Below are 15703 nucleotides of genomic sequence, written 5' to 3'. Positions count from 1 at the left end.
CTTTCTACCCGATGACTTCTAACGCCGGAACGACTGATGGAACGATATAAAACAGCAATTGAAGCCGCCCTAGATCTTCGTCCCGATCAACCCGTTTATTGTTTCCGCCCGGACGTGCTGAAGCATGACGCACAGCAATTTCAGTCACTCTTTCCCGGCAAGACTGCTTATGCTGTCAAGACGAACGGTGAACCATTTGTTCTTGAAGCACTCGCGAAGGCCGGAATCAGCTGTTTCGATGTGGCATCGCCGGCCGAATTTGCTTCAGTGAAGAAGGCGGCGCCAAAAGCCGAGATGCTTTACATGCATCCTATCAAAGCGCAGTCGGACATTCGATTGGCTCTTGAAACCTACGGTATTCGAACGCTTTCGCTCGACCATGAAGACGAGGTCGCGAAGATCCTGCGCATTGTTCGGGCTCTAGATATCGATCCTGGAACCATCACGCTTTTTGTTCGCATCGCGACCAAGGGACACGCTGCCTACGAACTGTCGAAAAAGTTTGGTGCAGCTCCCGGCCACGCGGTCGAGTTGCTTCAACGGATAAACCGCATAGGGTTCAAGTGTGGTTTGTGTTTTCATGTTGGTAGCCAGATTGAAGAGCCGGAAACTTACGAAAGGGCACTCGCTTCTGCCGATTGGATAAGATCACGTGCCGGAGTCCCTATTGTTGAACTGGATGTTGGAGGTGGATTTCCTGCCGTCTACGGTCACGATCCCCGCCGCAAGGTGCCGGAGATGCCCACACTTGAGGCGTTGATGGGGCAACTGAAGGCAGATATCGCCGATTGGCAGTTCGACGATCTTCCACTTGTCGCCGAGCCAGGTCGCGTGATCGTGGCGCGGTCTATCTCGCTTATTGTGCGTGTGCTGCTGAAAAAAGGCCGACGCCTTTACATCAACGATGGAATTTGGGCTTCTCTTTCGGACAGTTGGACTGGAAAGATCACTCTGCCGGCTCGTTTTATTCCTGACCCGGCACGCAAGACCCGCGCGGGACAGCCTGACAAGATTGTGCCGTTCAAGGTCTGCGGGGCCACTTGTGACAGTGTGGATATTCTTTCCAGACCCTTCTGGCTGCCGGAAACGGTCGATACAGGAGACTGGATCGAGATTGGCCACATTGGTGCCTACAGTTTGTCGCTGCGCACGCGGTTCAACGGATTTTATCCCGACAAGGTGATTGAGGTCGCTACCCCGTTTGACGCAGGTGAGGCACCGGAAGGCTTTGCTTCAATCGAAACCATGGCAGATTAAACGTGAAAACGGGCGCAGACACAACGACTTGGCTGAGGTTGGGATTGAATTGACTTCAACGCATCGATGGGTGCCGCTTCATCAGAAAACCGGCAACAAACGGGTGACCGGTACGGCCGATCTGTCGTTTGTTGCCCCAAGTTATTGTGCACCACCAAGGGGCGGCTTATTGGCAGAAGCGCTGTTCACCCTGGTAGGTGGTGTAGGTGCCGGTTGACGGGTTGAACGACCGGTATTTCGAAGAACAATATTGATACCAAGCGGGGCTCCAAGGCTGATAACCGATAGCCGTATGAACTTGGCCCGGATACGGCGCCGGGTAGGGAGCCGGAGGGTAGTGGTTCACTGGCGGCGGGCCTGCGTAGCTCGGCTGGCGGGTTGCGCCCAGTAAAATTGCACCTGCAGCCAGACCGATGACGCCAGCAGCGACAGCGGCGCCCAGATTGTCATTGTTTTTGTTCCGTTTATGATTTTGGTTATGGTGTCTGTAGCTTTGATGGTGGCCGCCACGTTGGTCACGCCAGCCGTGGCGCGACCCGGCTTCTGCGGACGCGAAGGTCGGCAAAAGAAGGGTGCCCGTCAGGGCGGCGGCAACGAGACGTTTGCTCATGGTCTTCATCGGTTTTCTCCAAAGGCAGGCGCTGTTTCCGATTGGCGCCGTATCTGATGGTGAGACATTCGCACAGGAGGGCTGAACCGGTTCTGAGATGTCTGTTCATCTGACGTTCAGGTTCCGTGGCAGGGAGAAACCATGGGATTGGTTGTTTATCTGGCCGAAAGGCTGCAAAATTTGGAGGGGCCGTGAGCCTGGAAAAAGAACCGAAATCAGTGATCCGTCCGACCGATGATCAAGCCAGGAGGTTGGCGAAGGAACTGATAAGAACGGCTAGATTTGGCGCGTTGGCGGTGCTCGAAGCCGGAACACGACACCCGCTGGCGAGCCGTGTGGCCGTTGCGACTGACCTGGACGGTACGCCTGTCATTCTGACAAGCTCGTTGTCCGGACACACCACGGCAATTATTGCGGATCCTTCTTGTTCTTTGTTGTTAGGTGAACCAGGAAAAGGTGATCCGCTTGCTCACCCGAGGGTTTCACTCTTTTGTACGGCAATGAAGATTTCAAGAGAAACCGCTGACCACGAGCGACTGCGAAATAGATACCTGTCTCGGCATCCGAAAGCGGAACTATACGTTGATTTCGGAGACTTTTCCTTTTTCAGACTGGAGCTTTCACGAGCAAGTCTGAACGGGGGATTCGGCAAGGCGTTCGAGCTGGAAAAACAGGATCTGCAAACGCCTCTGAGCACCCTTGACGACTGGGCGTCGATGGAGGCGGGGGCAGTTGCGCACATGAATTCGGATCATCGGGATGCCGTAAAACTTTACGCGCAAACCCTTCTGAAAGCCGGGGAGGCCAACTGGCGACTTGCCTGTCTGGATCCCGAAGGTCTCGATCTCGTTGCAGGAGACAAGGTTGAGCGGCTCTGGTTTGCGAATTCGTTGAAAGATCCTTCAGAACTTCGGCCTGCGTTAGTGGCTTTGGCTTTGCAAGCGCGCAACACCTGACAGCAATTCGACTCGCATACCTCAGAAGAGGCCAGGTTAGCGTTGCGTGTTGTTGCTGGCAGCGCTATCGAAAGTCGTCTTTTTCAATCTGGACGTTTGTTTTGCCAACACTCTGACCGGTCATCGATCCCGCCATGCATTCAGTTGAATGCGTCATGAACTTGTTCGTCCTGGCGGCGGATCGGGACCGGTGTGGCTTGGCCATGCGCATCTGATCCTGTTCAGGTTCATCGCACACATTTCCATTTTTCCAGCCAAACTGAGCGCCGTTAGCTGACGCTTTCGGCCGTCCCGACTGCCTGTGACGGACTTCCCGTGCGAGGAAGACCCGCGGAATGTCGTCTATATTGAACGTAGAATGGATTGTTTTCCGTTCTGAAACTCCAAACATTAATCGCCCATGCCAAAGATGCGGAGTTGTGAAGCCTTTTGGTTCGACCGGTAAATTTCGAGTGAATGCGAATGGTGGCCAACTTGATGCCTGGCTGATCTATCGCTGCGAAGATTGCAGCAGCAGATGGAACAGGACCATGTTTGAACGTCGACCTGTCGGAAGCCTGCAGCCAGGTCTGCTGGAGGCGTTGCAGCGGAACGATCAAGGGCTGGCAAATGCCTTTGCCTGCAAACTTGCCGGGGTTTCCGGAACTTGTCCCGATACGGGTTTCGGCCTGGAGCGCCGGCTGGTGTCCGGTGTGAGTTCGCATGCAGACAAAGCGGTGCTCACACTGCTCAATCCGAACCGCGTAGAGGCGCGAGTTGATAGGGTCCTTGCAATGGGGCTCGGTCTGTCGCGTAGCAGCCTTGTGAATATGGTGAAGCAAGGCGCTCTGAAGATGCCACCGATTACCGCAAAGGCTCTGAAGAGGCGTGTTCCCGACCAGTTTGTCGTTGAGTTCAACCGTCCTGCCGCACCGGACAAGACAGTCATGTTTGAACGGCTGTTCGACTTCAGCCTTCCATAAATGTGGAGCCGGTCACAGGCTGAGATTGAGGACGGATGGGAATGCATGCGGCGAGGGGGAAATTGCCCCGCATGGAAAGGCTTGGCTCTTTTGCCAGTCTTTACCCCATATTCGATTTTCTGGTTTCCGTGTCCGCGTTGCGGACACGGCGGTTCAACACGTGGTGATTCAAAGTCAAGAAAGGCAGAAAAGGAGCGTCGGCAATACTTAGGCTGCGCGTAGATGCCCCAGAAAATCGCTCAACCCGTCTCGTATTGTCGTGATCTGGGACGAAATGTTCTGGATGCTGCTGACAACCTCTTCCACCCGGTCACCTGAAATCTGGGCCGCTTGGTTCACCTGCGAAATGTTGGCTGTGATGTCAGCGCTGCCTTGCGCGACCTGATGGGCGTTTTGGGCTATTTCTGAAGTGACGGCGTTCTGTTCTTCGATCGCCGATGCAATTCCGGATATCTGTTCCCGAATTTCCATCATGGCCTTTACCACGGTGGTAATCGCATCGGAGCAGGTTGCGGCACCTGTCTGGACACCGCTTAGCTGAGAGCCGATCTGATCGGTGGCCTGGCCGGTTTGAGTCGCAAGGGCTTTCACTTCAGATGCGACAACTGCAAAGCCCTTGCCTGCTTCACCGGCTCTTGCCGCTTCAATTGTTGCGTTCAAGGCAAGCAAGTTCGTTTGGGCGGCAATGTCGCTGATCAGCTTGAGAACATCCGTGATCTCTTCAGCAGATGCTGACAGCTTGCCAACGGTCTCACCGGAGACTTCCGCCTGCTCGGATGTGCGAGATGTGGAGGAATTGGCAAGCGTAATCTGTCGGCTGATTTCGTGGATGGAACTTGCCAACTCCTCAGATGCGGACGCAACGGATTGAACCGAAGCTGTCGCCTGTTCAGCCGCGGCAGCAACAGTGTTGGATCTCTCAATGGTCTCATGACTGTTCCGGGCCAATTCATCGGCACCGGTTGCAAGTTCGCTCAAGGCGGAAACGGCCGTATCGCAGCTGGTCATCAGAAGTTTTTCAAGTTCATCGGCCAACCGTAGCCTGGTGTCCCGGCGGTCAGCTTCTGCCTGGATTTCCTCCTCGCGCGCCTGGTCCTGCAGGCGCTTCATTTCAATAGTATTTTCCCGAAACGTTTCGAATGCCCTTGCTACGCGGCCGATTTCGTCTCTTGTGTGAACGTTGACTTCCACATCCGTGTTGCCTCTCGAAAGCTCGAGAAGTCCTGTCGTGACCTGGTGCAACGGACGGGAAATCAGAAACTTCGCAAAAAGTACCGAACCGACAATGCAGAAGACCAAAGTCAAAGCCGCGGTAATCGCAATCTGCCGAAAAGCTTGTTTCTCGTGATTTTCTGCTGTGGTTGCGGCGACTTGTGTAAAGCGTTCTATCTCGGTCAGCAGCGAGACCAGTTCGTGGTCCAGACGGGTCTGTTCTTTTTCAAGTTCAACGAGCAACTCACTCGCGTCCGTCAGATTGTTCTGTTCGATCTTCTGCAAGATGGCTGCTATCTCAGCCGAGTAGGTTTGATATTCAATTTCTATGCGTTTCAATTGTTCAAGCGTTTTTGAAAACTCGTCTCGTTCAATTTCGCTGGATGATTTTTCGAGCGCCTGACTGGCGAGAGCTTCCGCTTTCAGGATTTCACCGGAAACCTGTTCATTCAAGGCTGCCAACGTTGATTTCAGGGCTTCGGTCGATGCAGCTTCGTCTTCAGATGTCAGGCCGGAGACGCGCATGATCCGTTCGATGACTGCTGCCTGTTGCAACTGATGGCTGGCAACCTGACTGATTGCATGGGTGAGCGGAATATCCTTCTCGGCGATATTCTGAAGTTCCTTGCCGATCATTCCCATCTGGACAATCGCAACGGCAGCCACGACAAGCAGGCCAAGACTGAGTAAGGCAACCAGCGCGAGAATTTTCGCCGCAACCGAGGTTGCAATGGGATTTGATGCCAACATTTCTCAAAAACCCGAATTCCTCGGCGCTGTGGGCAGCGCCTGAGTTGAAACTGGTTAAGTTTAGGCGGATTCAGGTTGAAAAAACGGTAAACGTTTTACCTGAGGGATAAGAATTTTCTCGCCTGGGTAGAAATGACGATGTTGTATTCCCGGGGGCAACTAGAGCGTTTCATGTTTTGACGGCAGCGTATCCAGCGTTTTCGAGATAGTTGGCGCATTCGTTGGGCTCGATAGAAGCGACAAGGGTGCCGATGTGGCGCCATGTTTCCTCGATGCTTCTCTTCTGAGCCTGTCGCATCCAGTGCTTGATCTTGGAGAAGGCCTGCTCGATCGGATTGAGGTCGGGCGAGTAGGGTGGCAGAAAGCGAAGCGTGGCACCGGCGGCCTTGATTGCGTCGCGCACCGCTGCGGACTTGTGGCTTCCGAGATTGTCCATGACGACGATGTCGCCGGCCTTGAGGGCTGGCACGAGCTGTTGCTCGACATAAGCGGCGAAGCATCGGCCGTTAATGGGCCCGTCGAAGACGCAAGGGGCGGTAAGGCGGTCGCAGCGCAAGGCACCGAGGAAAGTCAGCGTGCGCCAGTGGCCGTGCGGGGCGAAGCCTCTGAGCCGTTTGCCTTTCCGCCCCCAGCCGCGCAACGGCGCCATGTTGGTCTTGATCCAGGTCTCGTCGATGAAGACGAGGCGGGCAGGATCAAGGCGGGTTTGCCGGACCTTCCAGTGACGACGCCTGCGCGCGACGTCCGCGCGCGCCTGCTCAAGGGCGAACAGCGTTTTTTTGAAGCGCAGGCCCTCGCGGCGCAGGAACTCCCACACCGTATTGTGCGAGACCTTCACTCCGCGTACCGCCAGTTCGTCCTTCAACCGGTGCAAGGTGAGGTCTGGCGTCTGCTCGATCCGCTCCACGATGAAGGCGCGATGCGGCTCCAGAACGGGTTTGCGGTGGCCGCCGACCTTGCCCGGTGCGACCGAACCTGTCGCCCGATACCGCTGCGACCACTTCACGACGGAAGACACCGAAACACCGAAGCGGGCTGCCACAGAACGGCAGGTCTCACCGGCCGAAACCGCGGCAACCACACGCTCGCGAAGATCATTGGACAGAGGTCGGGTCATCAGATGCTGGCCTCCTCACCAGCCAGCATCTTGAATCACAATTCGCCGAAAAGAGGAATCCCCCGCGATTCAATCAAGAGAGGAAACGCTCTAAAAAAAACGGCCGCCTTGACAGGCGGCCGTGCTTACTCATCGGATCGTGCGATTTGGGCTCAGGCGTTGCCCCAGCCGCCGGCCGTCGGCGTGATTACAGTGACTGCTTCTCCTGCTTCAAGCACAGTCTGATCACATCCTTCGAGCTGTTGGACCGTGCCGTCCAGCCTTCGAACTTCTGTTCGGCCGAGCTCGCCGTCGCTGCCCCCGGCCAATCCTTTTGGGGGAACGGTGCGATGGGAGGCGAGGATTGCGCAGTCCATCTTTTCAAGAAAGCGCAGGGTCCGTTTGGTACCATCTCCTGCGGACCACTTGCCTTTGCCCCCGGTTCCCTTGCGGATGTGGAAGTCTTCCAGGAGAACCGGGAAACGGAACTCCAGAACTTCCGGGTCAGTGAGGCGCGAGTTGGTCATGTGGGTGTGGACACCGTCCGTACCATTGAAGCCAGGTCCTGCCGGCGAGCCGGAGCAGATGGTCTCATAGTACTGATACGTGTCGTTGCCGAATGTCAGGTTGTTCATCGTTCCCTGAGCATTGGCCATGGCACCAAGCGCTGCGAAGACGGCGTTGGTAACATGCTGTGATGTTTCCACGTTACCTGCCACGACCGCTGCCGGATAGGACGGCCGCAACATGCAGTCGTCGGGAATGATGATGTTGATCGGCTTCAGGCAACCGGCGTTCATTGGAATGTCGCCGTCCACCATGACCCGGAAGCAATACAGGATTGCGGCGCGGGTTACAGGTTCCGGTGCATTGAAGTTGTTCGGCTTCACACCGGAGGTGCCGGTAAAGTCGACCGTTGCCTCGCGTTTCGATTTGTCGACGGTGATCTTGACCTTGATCACGGAGCCCTGGTCTGTCGGATACTCGTATTCTGAGTCCTTCAGAGCCTCGATCACGCGGCGAACGCTCTCTTCCGCATTATCCTGAACGTGGCCCATGTAAGCCTGGACGACATCCAGTCCGAAATGGGCGACCATCTTCCGCAGTTCCTGGATGCCTTTTTCGTTCGCGGCGATCTGTGCAGACAAGTCGGCAACGTTCTGATGCGGATTGCGGGCGGGGTAAGGATGGTTGGTCAGGAGCTCAACCAGTTCCTGCTCGCGGAAGCGGCCTTCATCGACGATCTTGAAGTTGTCGAAGAGAACACCTTCTTCGTCCACGTTGGTTGCACGTGGGGTCATGGAGCCGGGGGCTGATCCACCGACGTCGGCATGGTGGCCACGGGACGCGGACCAGAAGAGGATCTCTTTGCCGTCGTCGTCAAAGACGGGCGAAACCACAGTGATGTCCGGCAGGTGAGTTCCACCGTTGTACGGGGCATTGAGCGCGAACACATCACCCGGCTTGATCCTGCCCTTGTTGAGCTTGATCACCGTTTCAACGGAGCGGTCCATGGAGCCCAGGTGTACCGGCATGTGCGGCGCATTGGCAACGAGCGCACCATCCGCATCGAAGACCGCGCAGGAGAAATCCAGCCGCTCCTTGATGTTGACCGAATAGGCCGTGTTCTGAAGCGTGACACCCATCTGTTCGGCGATCGACATGAACAGGTTGTTGAACACTTCAAGCATGACGGGGTCAGCATGCGTGCCGATGGCTTCGGCGCGTTTCAAAGGCACGATACGTTTCAGGATCACGTGGTCCTTTGAATTGACTTCTGCCTGCCAGCCATCTTCAACGGCGATTGTCGCATGCGGCTCGATGATCACTGCGGGACCGGTCACCTTCATGCCCGGTTTCAGAGTCTCGCGTTTGAAGATACCCGCCTTGTGCCAGCTCCCTTCGGAGTAAATGCTGGTGGATGTGTTCGGAGAGGGAGACTCGGAGGTCAATGTCAGGTCCGGCTCTGTGAGACCTGCGCCGCCACCGGCTGTCTCGACTTCGAGAGCTTCCACAACGACCGGCTTCTTTTCATAGGCAAAGCCGAACTGTTTCTTATGCGCATCCTCGAACGCCGCGCGCATTTCAAAGACGGAACTGAGCGGGACTGGCAGCGGAGTATCCGTGCCGTCGTAGCGCAGATGTGCGGTCGCGGTCGTGCGGCGTGCGTTGGCGGAGATCGACTGCCGGTCGAGTTCCGCTTCCGTCTGGCTGGCGAGCTGATCGCGTAGAGACTGAAGCTCAGGGATGAGCTCGTCTGTCAGCGTCTTGACGACGGCCTGTTGCCGGTCTGCCCGGATATCGGCCAATCCCATGCCGTATGCGGACAGGATGCCTGAGAACGGATGCAGGATGACGGTCTTCATGCCGAGACTGTCTGCAACGCGGCAGCCGGTCTGACCGCCGGCGCCACCAAAACACGTCAAAGCATATTCGGTTACGTCATATCCGCGCTGGACCGAGATCTTCTTGATGGCATTGGCCATGTTCTCGACTGCGATTTTCAAAAAGCCGTCGGCGACTTCTTCCGGCGATCGGCCATCGCCGATGCGCATGGCCAGATCTGTGAAGCGTTTGCGGACTACGTCGCCGTCGAGCGGCTGATCCTGATCCGGGCCGAAGATTTTCGGAAAGAACTCCGGTGCGAGTTTGCCGGTCATCAAGTTGGCGTCGGTGACGGTAAGAGGGCCACCGCGGCGATAACAGGCCGGCCCAGGATTGGCACCAGCGGAATCCGGGCCAACCTGAAAGCGGCCATCGGCATAATGAAGGATCGATCCGCCACCGGCAGCAACCGTGTGGATCATCATCATGGGCGCACGCATGCGCACACCGGCAACTTCCGTTTCAAATGCGCGTTCGTAGTCGCCGTCGTAGTGGCAGACGTCGGTTGATGTCCCGCCCATGTCGAAGCCGATGATCTTTTCGTAGCCTGCCATGCGGGAAGTTTCGACAGCGCCGACGACACCTCCAGCCGGACCGGAGAGGATCGCGTCCTTGCCCTGGAAGAGATCTGCTGCGGTGAGACCACCGGAAGACTGCATGAACATCAACCGTGGACCTTCGCCCAGTTCTTCTTGGACCTGGTTCACGTAGCGGCGCAAGATCGGGGACAAATAGGCATCTACCACGGTGGTGTCGCCCCGTCCCACCAGCTTCATCAGCGGTGACACTTCGTGAGAGACCGAAATCTGCGGGAAGCCGATATCTTCCGCGATCTTCTTCAGAAGCTGTTCGTGCGCGGGATAGGCATAGGCATGCATCAGCACAATTGCGATGGAGCGAATTCCGTCATCCCAAGCAGCCTGCATTTCATTGCGGGCCTGCCCTTCATCCAGCGCGAGTTCCAGTTCCCCGTCGGCGCGGACGCGCTCGACAATCTCGTGGACACTCTCATAGAGCAGCTCGGGCTTTATGATTTCCTTGGCAAAAATGTGCGGGCGAGCCTGATAGCCGATCTCCAGGGCGTCCCGAAAGCCCTTCGTGATGAACAGTGCCGTCCGCTCGCCCTTGCGCTCCAGAAGCGCATTGGTGGCGACGGTTGTGCCCATCTTGACGGTCGAGATCTTGTCCGAGGGGATGCCTGCACCCTTTTCCACACCAAGCAATTCCCGAATGCCCTGAATGGCGGCGTCGCGGTAAGCTTCCGGATTTTCGGAGAGCACCTTATGCGGATGCAACGTGCCGTCAGGCGACCGGCCAACAATGTCGGTAAACGTGCCGCCACGGTCGATCCAGAAATCCCACTTGGCTGTCATGATCTTCCCTCTGATGCTGCCGGCTTCGGGAACACGCGATTCCGTGCCGGTAATTAGCGTTTTGATAGCAGATGATATTATGCTGACATTTTATCGATAAAATGTCGATGAAAAAATCTGAATAGGTTTTTATTTGATCTTTTTATCGCTTCCATCTTTCCCATATGTCCCTGTGACACAAAGAAAAACCGAGAAAGCGCGGATGTCGGCTAACGAAAGATCAGGGGAACGGGACCCAATCTTGTTGCGTCTAGTGGATGCAGTCGATTTTACGATCAGCGTTCTGACTGCGGACATCTGGTTTGTTGCTGTCGGCCTGCTGGTTGCGTTGTTATTGGGCGCTTCCCTGTTGGGGCTGCTCTTGGAATTTGCAATTGGCGCACTCGTGCTTTGCGTCGTGGCGCTCTGCTTCTGGCTGTATTCGGAATGGGGTCCATTCGAGTGAGATTATTCAGCCTGTCCGCGTTCCAGAAGGGTGAGGCCACTGGCTCCCCATCCAAATCGTCTTGCTGCCGGAGAGTTTCCCCCCGGACCAAAGGCTTTTTCCGCTGCGCGCATTTCCTCGCTGCTTGTATGGACGATTAATAGCCATCGCGCATTCTCGGCGCGTTGTCCCAGTTCATCGACTGTCTCGACTGCCGTGAAGGCGTTCGGGTCGCGGAGGTAATAAGACACGGCAGGGGCGGCAAAGCCCTTGTACAGCAGCAGGTGATCTCCTTCGCCTTTCAGCGCGCGATAATCTTGCGCGATCTGGCGCCACTCCGGGCGAATTTTTTCCAGCAGCGTGAATTTAAGTTCGGGATAGCTCAGCCATATGGCTAAAGCGAGCAAAGCAGCCGGTGCGACACGTGGTGCCAGGCGCTGGGCAGTTGCTGACGCCAACAGGATAACCCCAGGCCAGGCGGCAATCAGATATCGGTCGAAGAGGATTGGCTGCACGAAGATGGAATAAAGATAGGCCAGAAGCGGCGGGCCAGCGGTATAGGCGAAGCAAACGAGGATTGCATCCGCGCTTTGTGGTTTGCCGAAGTACCTACCAGGCAGGTGTAAGATGGTCAGGAGACTGGCGACGGCCAGGCCTGCCAGCACCCAGAACACCGTCAGCGACCCGGCCATGTTGAAGGCGATGTTGATGAGAAACGCCGGATCAGGATAGGCAATCCAGAAGCCTTCTTCGGCCACCGACCTTGCTCGCAACGCCAGAATGATCAGCCACGGTAAAAAGGCGAGCGCGCTTGCTGCCATTGCGAGGCAGGTAAGACCTGCATTGGAGAGGCCGAGGCGTTCGGATTTCAAGATGCCGGTCAAAGCCAGGATGGCGCAGATTACGCCAACGGACGCAAAGCCAAGGAGGGCGTAGATGTGACTGTAAAGGAACAAGGCTCCGGCAATGGCAAGTCCAGTCAGCCGCCAGGTCGATGGCCTTTCAAGGTTCTTAAGTACCAGAAGCAGGAAGGCGAGACCGCAAGCTGCCAGCAAGGCGTACATGCGGGCTTCTGTCGAATACCAGATGTGGAACGGGGAAACGGTCAGGAGAGCGGCAGCAAGCAGGCCAGTGGTGTTTCCTGCCATGGATTTGCCAGTCAGATAGATCAGCCAGACCGCAAGAACACCCAGGAACACGGAGGGGAGCCGCAACGCCGTTTCACTGTCTCCTGCCACCGGCATTGTCAGCCATAGCAAAATATTGTGCAGGGGTGGGTAATTGTCAGCCGCAACGGCGGTCAACAATTCCGTAAATGTTCCCTTGGACTGGCTCCAGCTAACGGCTTCATCGTACCAAAGGCTCGTTCTGTCCAGGTTCTGAAAACGAAGCAAGGCTGCTACCGCCAGAATAAGTGCCAAAACCATTTGGCCAACTCTTTGTCCAGTCAGGAGGCGATTGTTGTGTGGCGGCGCCAATTCAGGTTTCCTCATTGTCTGGCCCGAACGCTAGCCAATCCTTTTGATGGAGGGAAGCTCGCTATGCATTTAGATAATGACAATCACAATTTATCGATAAATTGTTGATGTCGTCTCTTTTTCCGTCTAGTGTTCTGGCAGATGCGCTTTCCAAGGTGTTCAAAGAATGCACCCAGAGCAGCATCCCGACGGGCAATTCCCGCTTCCAAGAGGAGAAAATCATGCTGCAATCTCGTTTCCTGACCCGTGCCGGAGTCCATCTGGCAGCCGCCGCTGCATTTAGCCTGGCGGGTTTGACCGCTGTTTCCGCTGAAACAAAGTGGGACATGCCGACGCCTTATGGCGACAGCAACTTTCACACACAGAACATTGCCGCCTTCGCAGAAGAAGTGAAGGAAAAGACGGATGGCTCTCTCGTCATTCAGATCCATTCGGCCGGGTCGCTGTTCAAGCATCCCGAAATCAAGAATGCCGTCCGCAAGGGACTTGCTCCGATTGGCGAAGTTCTGGTCTCCCGCCTTTCCAACGAAGATGCTGTCTTCGGGGTGGATTCCGTACCGTTCCTCGCACCGTCCTATGATCAGGCCTGGAAGCTTTACCAGGCGTCGAAGCCTGCGCTTGAAGAAAAGCTCGGCGAACAGGGGCTGCAACTGCTTTATGCCGTGCCGTGGCCACCCCAGGGCATCTACGCCAAGAAGGAAATCACCAAGGGTGACGACCTCAAGGGCTTGAAGTTCCGTGCCTACAACACCGCAACCGAGCGTCTTGCCCAGTTGGCTGGCGCCGTGCCGACACAGGTTGAAGTTCCGGATATTCCGACAGCCTTCTCCACCGGCCGTGTCGAAGCCATGATCACGTCGCCGTCCACCGGTGCAAATTCCAAGGCGTGGGACTTCCTGAGCCACTATCATGACACCCAGGCCTGGTTGCCGAAGAACATGGTAATCGTCAACAAGGGCGCTTTCGATGCCCTGAGCGACGAAGAAAAGGCAGCCGTTCTGGAAGCAGCGGGCGTTGCTGAAAAACGCGGCTGGGAAGCCTCCAAGGTGGAGACCAAGACGCAGACCCAGGTTCTTGTCGACAACGGCATCACTGTTGTTCAGCCGAGCAGCCAGCTGATCCAGGATCTTGCTGCAATTGGCGAGACGATGGCCGCCGAATGGCAAGAGGAAGCCGGTGAAACCGGCCAAGCTGTTCTCGAAGCCTATAAAAACTAAACAGCTAGAGAAGCGCCGGACCCAAGAAGTCCGGCGTTTTTTTAATATCAGCTGCACATCCGGTAGGGGAAGCCGATGCGAAAGGCTTTGAATGCGCTTTATCAAGCGTCAACGGCCATGGCTGCGTGTTGTCTCGTTGTCATTGCCAGTCTCGTGGTTCTTCAGGTGTTCGGGCGTATATTCGACTGGGCCAGAACGGTCGTCGGTCTGGAGCCACTTGGACTGCAAGTTCCATCGCTTGCAGAAATTGCAGGTTTTCTGCTGGTAGGCGCATCTTTTCTGGCGCTATCCGGTACGCTGCGGAACGGTGATCACATCCGGGTGGCAATCCTGCTTCAGTCCGTGCCCAAGGTCGGAGCACGCATCCTGAATGTCTGGGCGGTCGCGGTCGCTCTTGCTCTGGCGGTGTTCTTTACCTGGAACGCCGGCCTGCTCGCTTTCGACAGCTACAAGTTCAACGAAACGTCCTACGGCGTTATTCCAATCCCGCTGGTCTTTCCGCAGTCGGTGATGACCTTCGGCCTGCTGATGTTCTCCATCGCTCTGCTGGACGATCTCATCATGGCGCTCACGGGCAAGGCGCCCAGTTTTGAATCGGTCGTAAAGGCCGATCCGATCGAGGGGAAAGAATAATGGATCTCTCCCTCATCGCCCTGCTACTCGGCCTTGGAATGCTGGCGGCGCTTGCGACCGGTATCTGGGTGGCCGTAGCTTTGTTTTCGGTCGCGCTGGCCGCAATGATGGCACTTGTCTCGGCGCCGGCCGGTCCTGTGCTGGCAACGACGGTCTGGGGCGCTTCGAATTCCTGGGACCTAACGGCGCTGCCCATGTTCATCTGGATGGGCGAGATCCTGTTCCGCTCGCGACTGTCGGAGGACATGTTCGCCGGTCTTTCTCCCTGGATGCGCAATCTGCCGGGTCGGCTGCTGCATGTGAACATTCTCGGATGCGGTATCTTTGCCGCCGTTTCGGGTTCTTCTGCTGCCACAACCGCCACGATCGGGCGCATGTCGTTGCCCGAATTGAAGCAGCGCGGCTATGACGAGCACATGGCCATCGGCACGCTGGCGGGTTCCGGCACACTGGGCCTGCTCATTCCGCCATCGATTATCCTGATCGTCTATGGCGCGGCGACCGAGCAGTCGATTGCCCGGCTGTTCATGGCCGGCGTTCTGCCGGGGGCAATGCTTTGCCTTCTTTTCATGGGCTATGTCGTGATCTGGGCACTGCTGAACCGGGACAAGATGCCTGCGAAAGAGGAGGTCATTCCTTTCATCGAGCGCCTTCTCGCAACGCGCAGGCTATTTCCGGTCATCGGTCTGATCGTCGGAGTGATCGGATCGATCTATGCGGGTCTTGCATCGCCGACAGAGGCAGCCGCCATCGGCGTGATGCTGGCCTTGCTTCTGTCCTGGGTAAGCGGAACCTTGAACCGCAAGAGCTTCGCGGAAGCCTTGATGGGGGCAACGCGGACATCTTGCATGATCGCGTTCATCCTGGCAGGTGCTGCGTTCCTGACCGTTGCCATGGGCTACACGGGCATCCCGCGCGAGCTGGCGGCCTGGATCGGCTCGCTGAACCTGTCTCCCTATGCACTCCTGATTGCCCTGACCCTGTTCTTCGTGGTGCTCGGCTGTTTTCTGGACGGCATTTCGGTGGTGGTTCTGACGACTTCCGTGATCCTGCCGATGGTGGAGCAGGCCGGTCTGGATCTCATCTGGTTCGGCATCTATCTGGTGCTGGTCGTCGAAATGAGCCAGATCACGCCACCTGTCGGGTTCAACCTGTTCGTGCTGCAAGGCATGACCGGGTACAACATCTTCAAGGTTGCCCGTATGGCCTTGCCGTTCTTCCTGTTGATGATCCTGGCAATCGTCTTGATTGTGGCTTTTCCGGGCTTGGCTCTTTGGTTGCCGCAGACGATGTTGAGCAACTAGTGCATTTCGCCGTCTCTATAAAAGCTGGCGGATGCACGCACACTTT

At 56.4% G+C, this 15703-nt stretch carries 12 protein-coding genes; 7 read left to right on the top strand and 5 right to left on the bottom strand.

Annotated features, from left to right (window positions below):
* Positions 1-36: 36 nt before the first annotated feature.
* Positions 37-1257, top strand: coding sequence for an alanine racemase (locus tag SIAM614_RS15985; protein WP_006936022.1), 1221 nt, complete (start codon positions 37-39; stop codon positions 1255-1257).
* A gap of 166 nt (positions 1258-1423) precedes the next feature.
* Here SIAM614_RS15985 and SIAM614_RS15980 read toward each other — a convergent pair whose 3' ends face one another.
* On the bottom strand, positions 1424-1876 hold the full coding sequence (locus tag SIAM614_RS15980; RefSeq protein WP_006936021.1) for a BA14K family protein: 453 nt from the start codon (positions 1874-1876) through the stop codon (positions 1424-1426).
* A 182-nt stretch (positions 1877-2058) separates the two neighbouring features.
* Between SIAM614_RS15980 and SIAM614_RS15975 the strand changes: the two genes are divergently transcribed.
* Both SIAM614_RS15975 and SIAM614_RS15970 read left to right on the top strand, forming a co-directional pair.
* Positions 2059-2823 (top strand): HugZ family pyridoxamine 5'-phosphate oxidase, encoded by a 765-nt coding sequence (locus SIAM614_RS15975; RefSeq protein ID WP_040440420.1) that lies wholly within the window; start codon positions 2059-2061, stop codon positions 2821-2823.
* A gap of 335 nt (positions 2824-3158) precedes the next feature.
* Entirely contained in the window at positions 3159-3785 is a 627-nt protein-coding gene (locus tag SIAM614_RS15970) for a DUF1062 domain-containing protein (RefSeq protein ID WP_081455272.1), read from the top strand.
* Between the two features lie 207 nt (positions 3786-3992).
* On the opposite strand, the gene SIAM614_RS15965 is transcribed toward SIAM614_RS15970, so the two are convergent.
* The 3 genes from SIAM614_RS15965 to SIAM614_RS15955 form a co-directional block, all read right to left on the bottom strand.
* Complete coding sequence (locus SIAM614_RS15965) at positions 3993-5747, bottom strand: methyl-accepting chemotaxis protein (protein ID WP_006936017.1); 1755 nt, start codon at positions 5745-5747, stop codon at positions 3993-3995.
* A 169-nt stretch (positions 5748-5916) separates the two neighbouring features.
* Positions 5917-6867, bottom strand: coding sequence for an IS630 family transposase (locus SIAM614_RS15960; RefSeq protein ID WP_407636308.1), 951 nt, complete (start codon positions 6865-6867; stop codon positions 5917-5919).
* Between the two features lie 149 nt (positions 6868-7016).
* Positions 7017-10601, bottom strand: a complete 3585-nt coding sequence (locus SIAM614_RS15955) for a hydantoinase B/oxoprolinase family protein (RefSeq protein ID WP_006936014.1) — start codon at positions 10599-10601, stop codon at positions 7017-7019.
* Positions 10602-10842: 241 nt separating this feature from the next.
* Between SIAM614_RS15955 and SIAM614_RS15950 the strand changes: the two genes are divergently transcribed.
* A complete protein-coding gene (locus tag SIAM614_RS15950) occupies positions 10843-11046 on the top strand; it encodes a hypothetical protein (RefSeq protein WP_157139895.1) in 204 nt (67 codons plus the stop codon).
* A gap of 2 nt (positions 11047-11048) precedes the next feature.
* Here SIAM614_RS15950 and SIAM614_RS15945 read toward each other — a convergent pair whose 3' ends face one another.
* Positions 11049-12452: a glycosyltransferase family 39 protein gene (locus tag SIAM614_RS15945; RefSeq protein WP_157139894.1), complete on the bottom strand. Its 1404-nt coding sequence runs from the start codon at positions 12450-12452 to the stop codon at positions 11049-11051.
* A gap of 272 nt (positions 12453-12724) precedes the next feature.
* Here SIAM614_RS15945 and SIAM614_RS15940 point away from each other — a divergent pair, with 272 nt between their 5' ends.
* The 3 genes from SIAM614_RS15940 (at position 12725) to SIAM614_RS15930 (ending at position 15657) form a co-directional block, all read left to right on the top strand.
* Positions 12725-13720 (top strand): TRAP transporter substrate-binding protein, encoded by a 996-nt coding sequence (locus tag SIAM614_RS15940; RefSeq protein ID WP_081455278.1) that lies wholly within the window; start codon positions 12725-12727, stop codon positions 13718-13720.
* Between the two features lie 75 nt (positions 13721-13795).
* On the top strand, positions 13796-14353 hold the full coding sequence (locus SIAM614_RS15935; RefSeq protein WP_006936002.1) for a TRAP transporter small permease: 558 nt from the start codon (positions 13796-13798) through the stop codon (positions 14351-14353).
* A complete protein-coding gene (locus SIAM614_RS15930) occupies positions 14353-15657 on the top strand; it encodes a TRAP transporter large permease (RefSeq protein WP_006936000.1) in 1305 nt (434 codons plus the stop codon). Before SIAM614_RS15935 ends, SIAM614_RS15930 begins: the two co-directional genes overlap by 1 nt.
* The last annotated feature ends 46 nt before the right edge of the window (positions 15658-15703 follow it).

Source organism: Roseibium aggregatum IAM 12614 (genome assembly GCF_000168975.1).
Classification (GTDB): Bacteria; Pseudomonadota; Alphaproteobacteria; order Rhizobiales; family Stappiaceae; genus Roseibium; species Roseibium aggregatum.
Note: the sequence above shows the minus strand (reverse complement) of the source record. Positions and strands in the feature narration are given on the sequence as shown.

Bases quoted from the DNA above. Each gene is read 5' to 3' on its own strand.
- SIAM614_RS15965 (WP_006936017.1), bottom strand. From the start codon at position 5,747: ATGTTGGCATCAAATCCCATTGCAACCTCGGTTGCGGCGAAAATTCTC.
- SIAM614_RS15955 (WP_006936014.1), bottom strand. From the start codon at position 10,601: ATGACAGCCAAGTGGGATTTCTGGATCGACCGTGGCGGCACGTTTACC.
- SIAM614_RS15930 (WP_006936000.1), top strand. From the start codon at position 14,353: ATGGATCTCTCCCTCATCGCCCTGCTACTCGGCCTTGGAATGCTGGCG.
- SIAM614_RS15935 (WP_006936002.1), top strand. From the start codon at position 13,796: ATGCGAAAGGCTTTGAATGCGCTTTATCAAGCGTCAACGGCCATGGCT.
- SIAM614_RS15980 (WP_006936021.1), bottom strand. From the start codon at position 1,876: ATGAAGACCATGAGCAAACGTCTCGTTGCCGCCGCCCTGACGGGCACC.
- SIAM614_RS15945 (WP_157139894.1), bottom strand. From the start codon at position 12,452: ATGGTTTTGGCACTTATTCTGGCGGTAGCAGCCTTGCTTCGTTTTCAG.
- SIAM614_RS15985 (WP_006936022.1), top strand. From the start codon at position 37: ATGGAACGATATAAAACAGCAATTGAAGCCGCCCTAGATCTTCGTCCC.
- SIAM614_RS15940 (WP_081455278.1), top strand. From the start codon at position 12,725: ATGCTGCAATCTCGTTTCCTGACCCGTGCCGGAGTCCATCTGGCAGCC.
- SIAM614_RS15970 (WP_081455272.1), top strand. From the start codon at position 3,159: ATGTCGTCTATATTGAACGTAGAATGGATTGTTTTCCGTTCTGAAACT.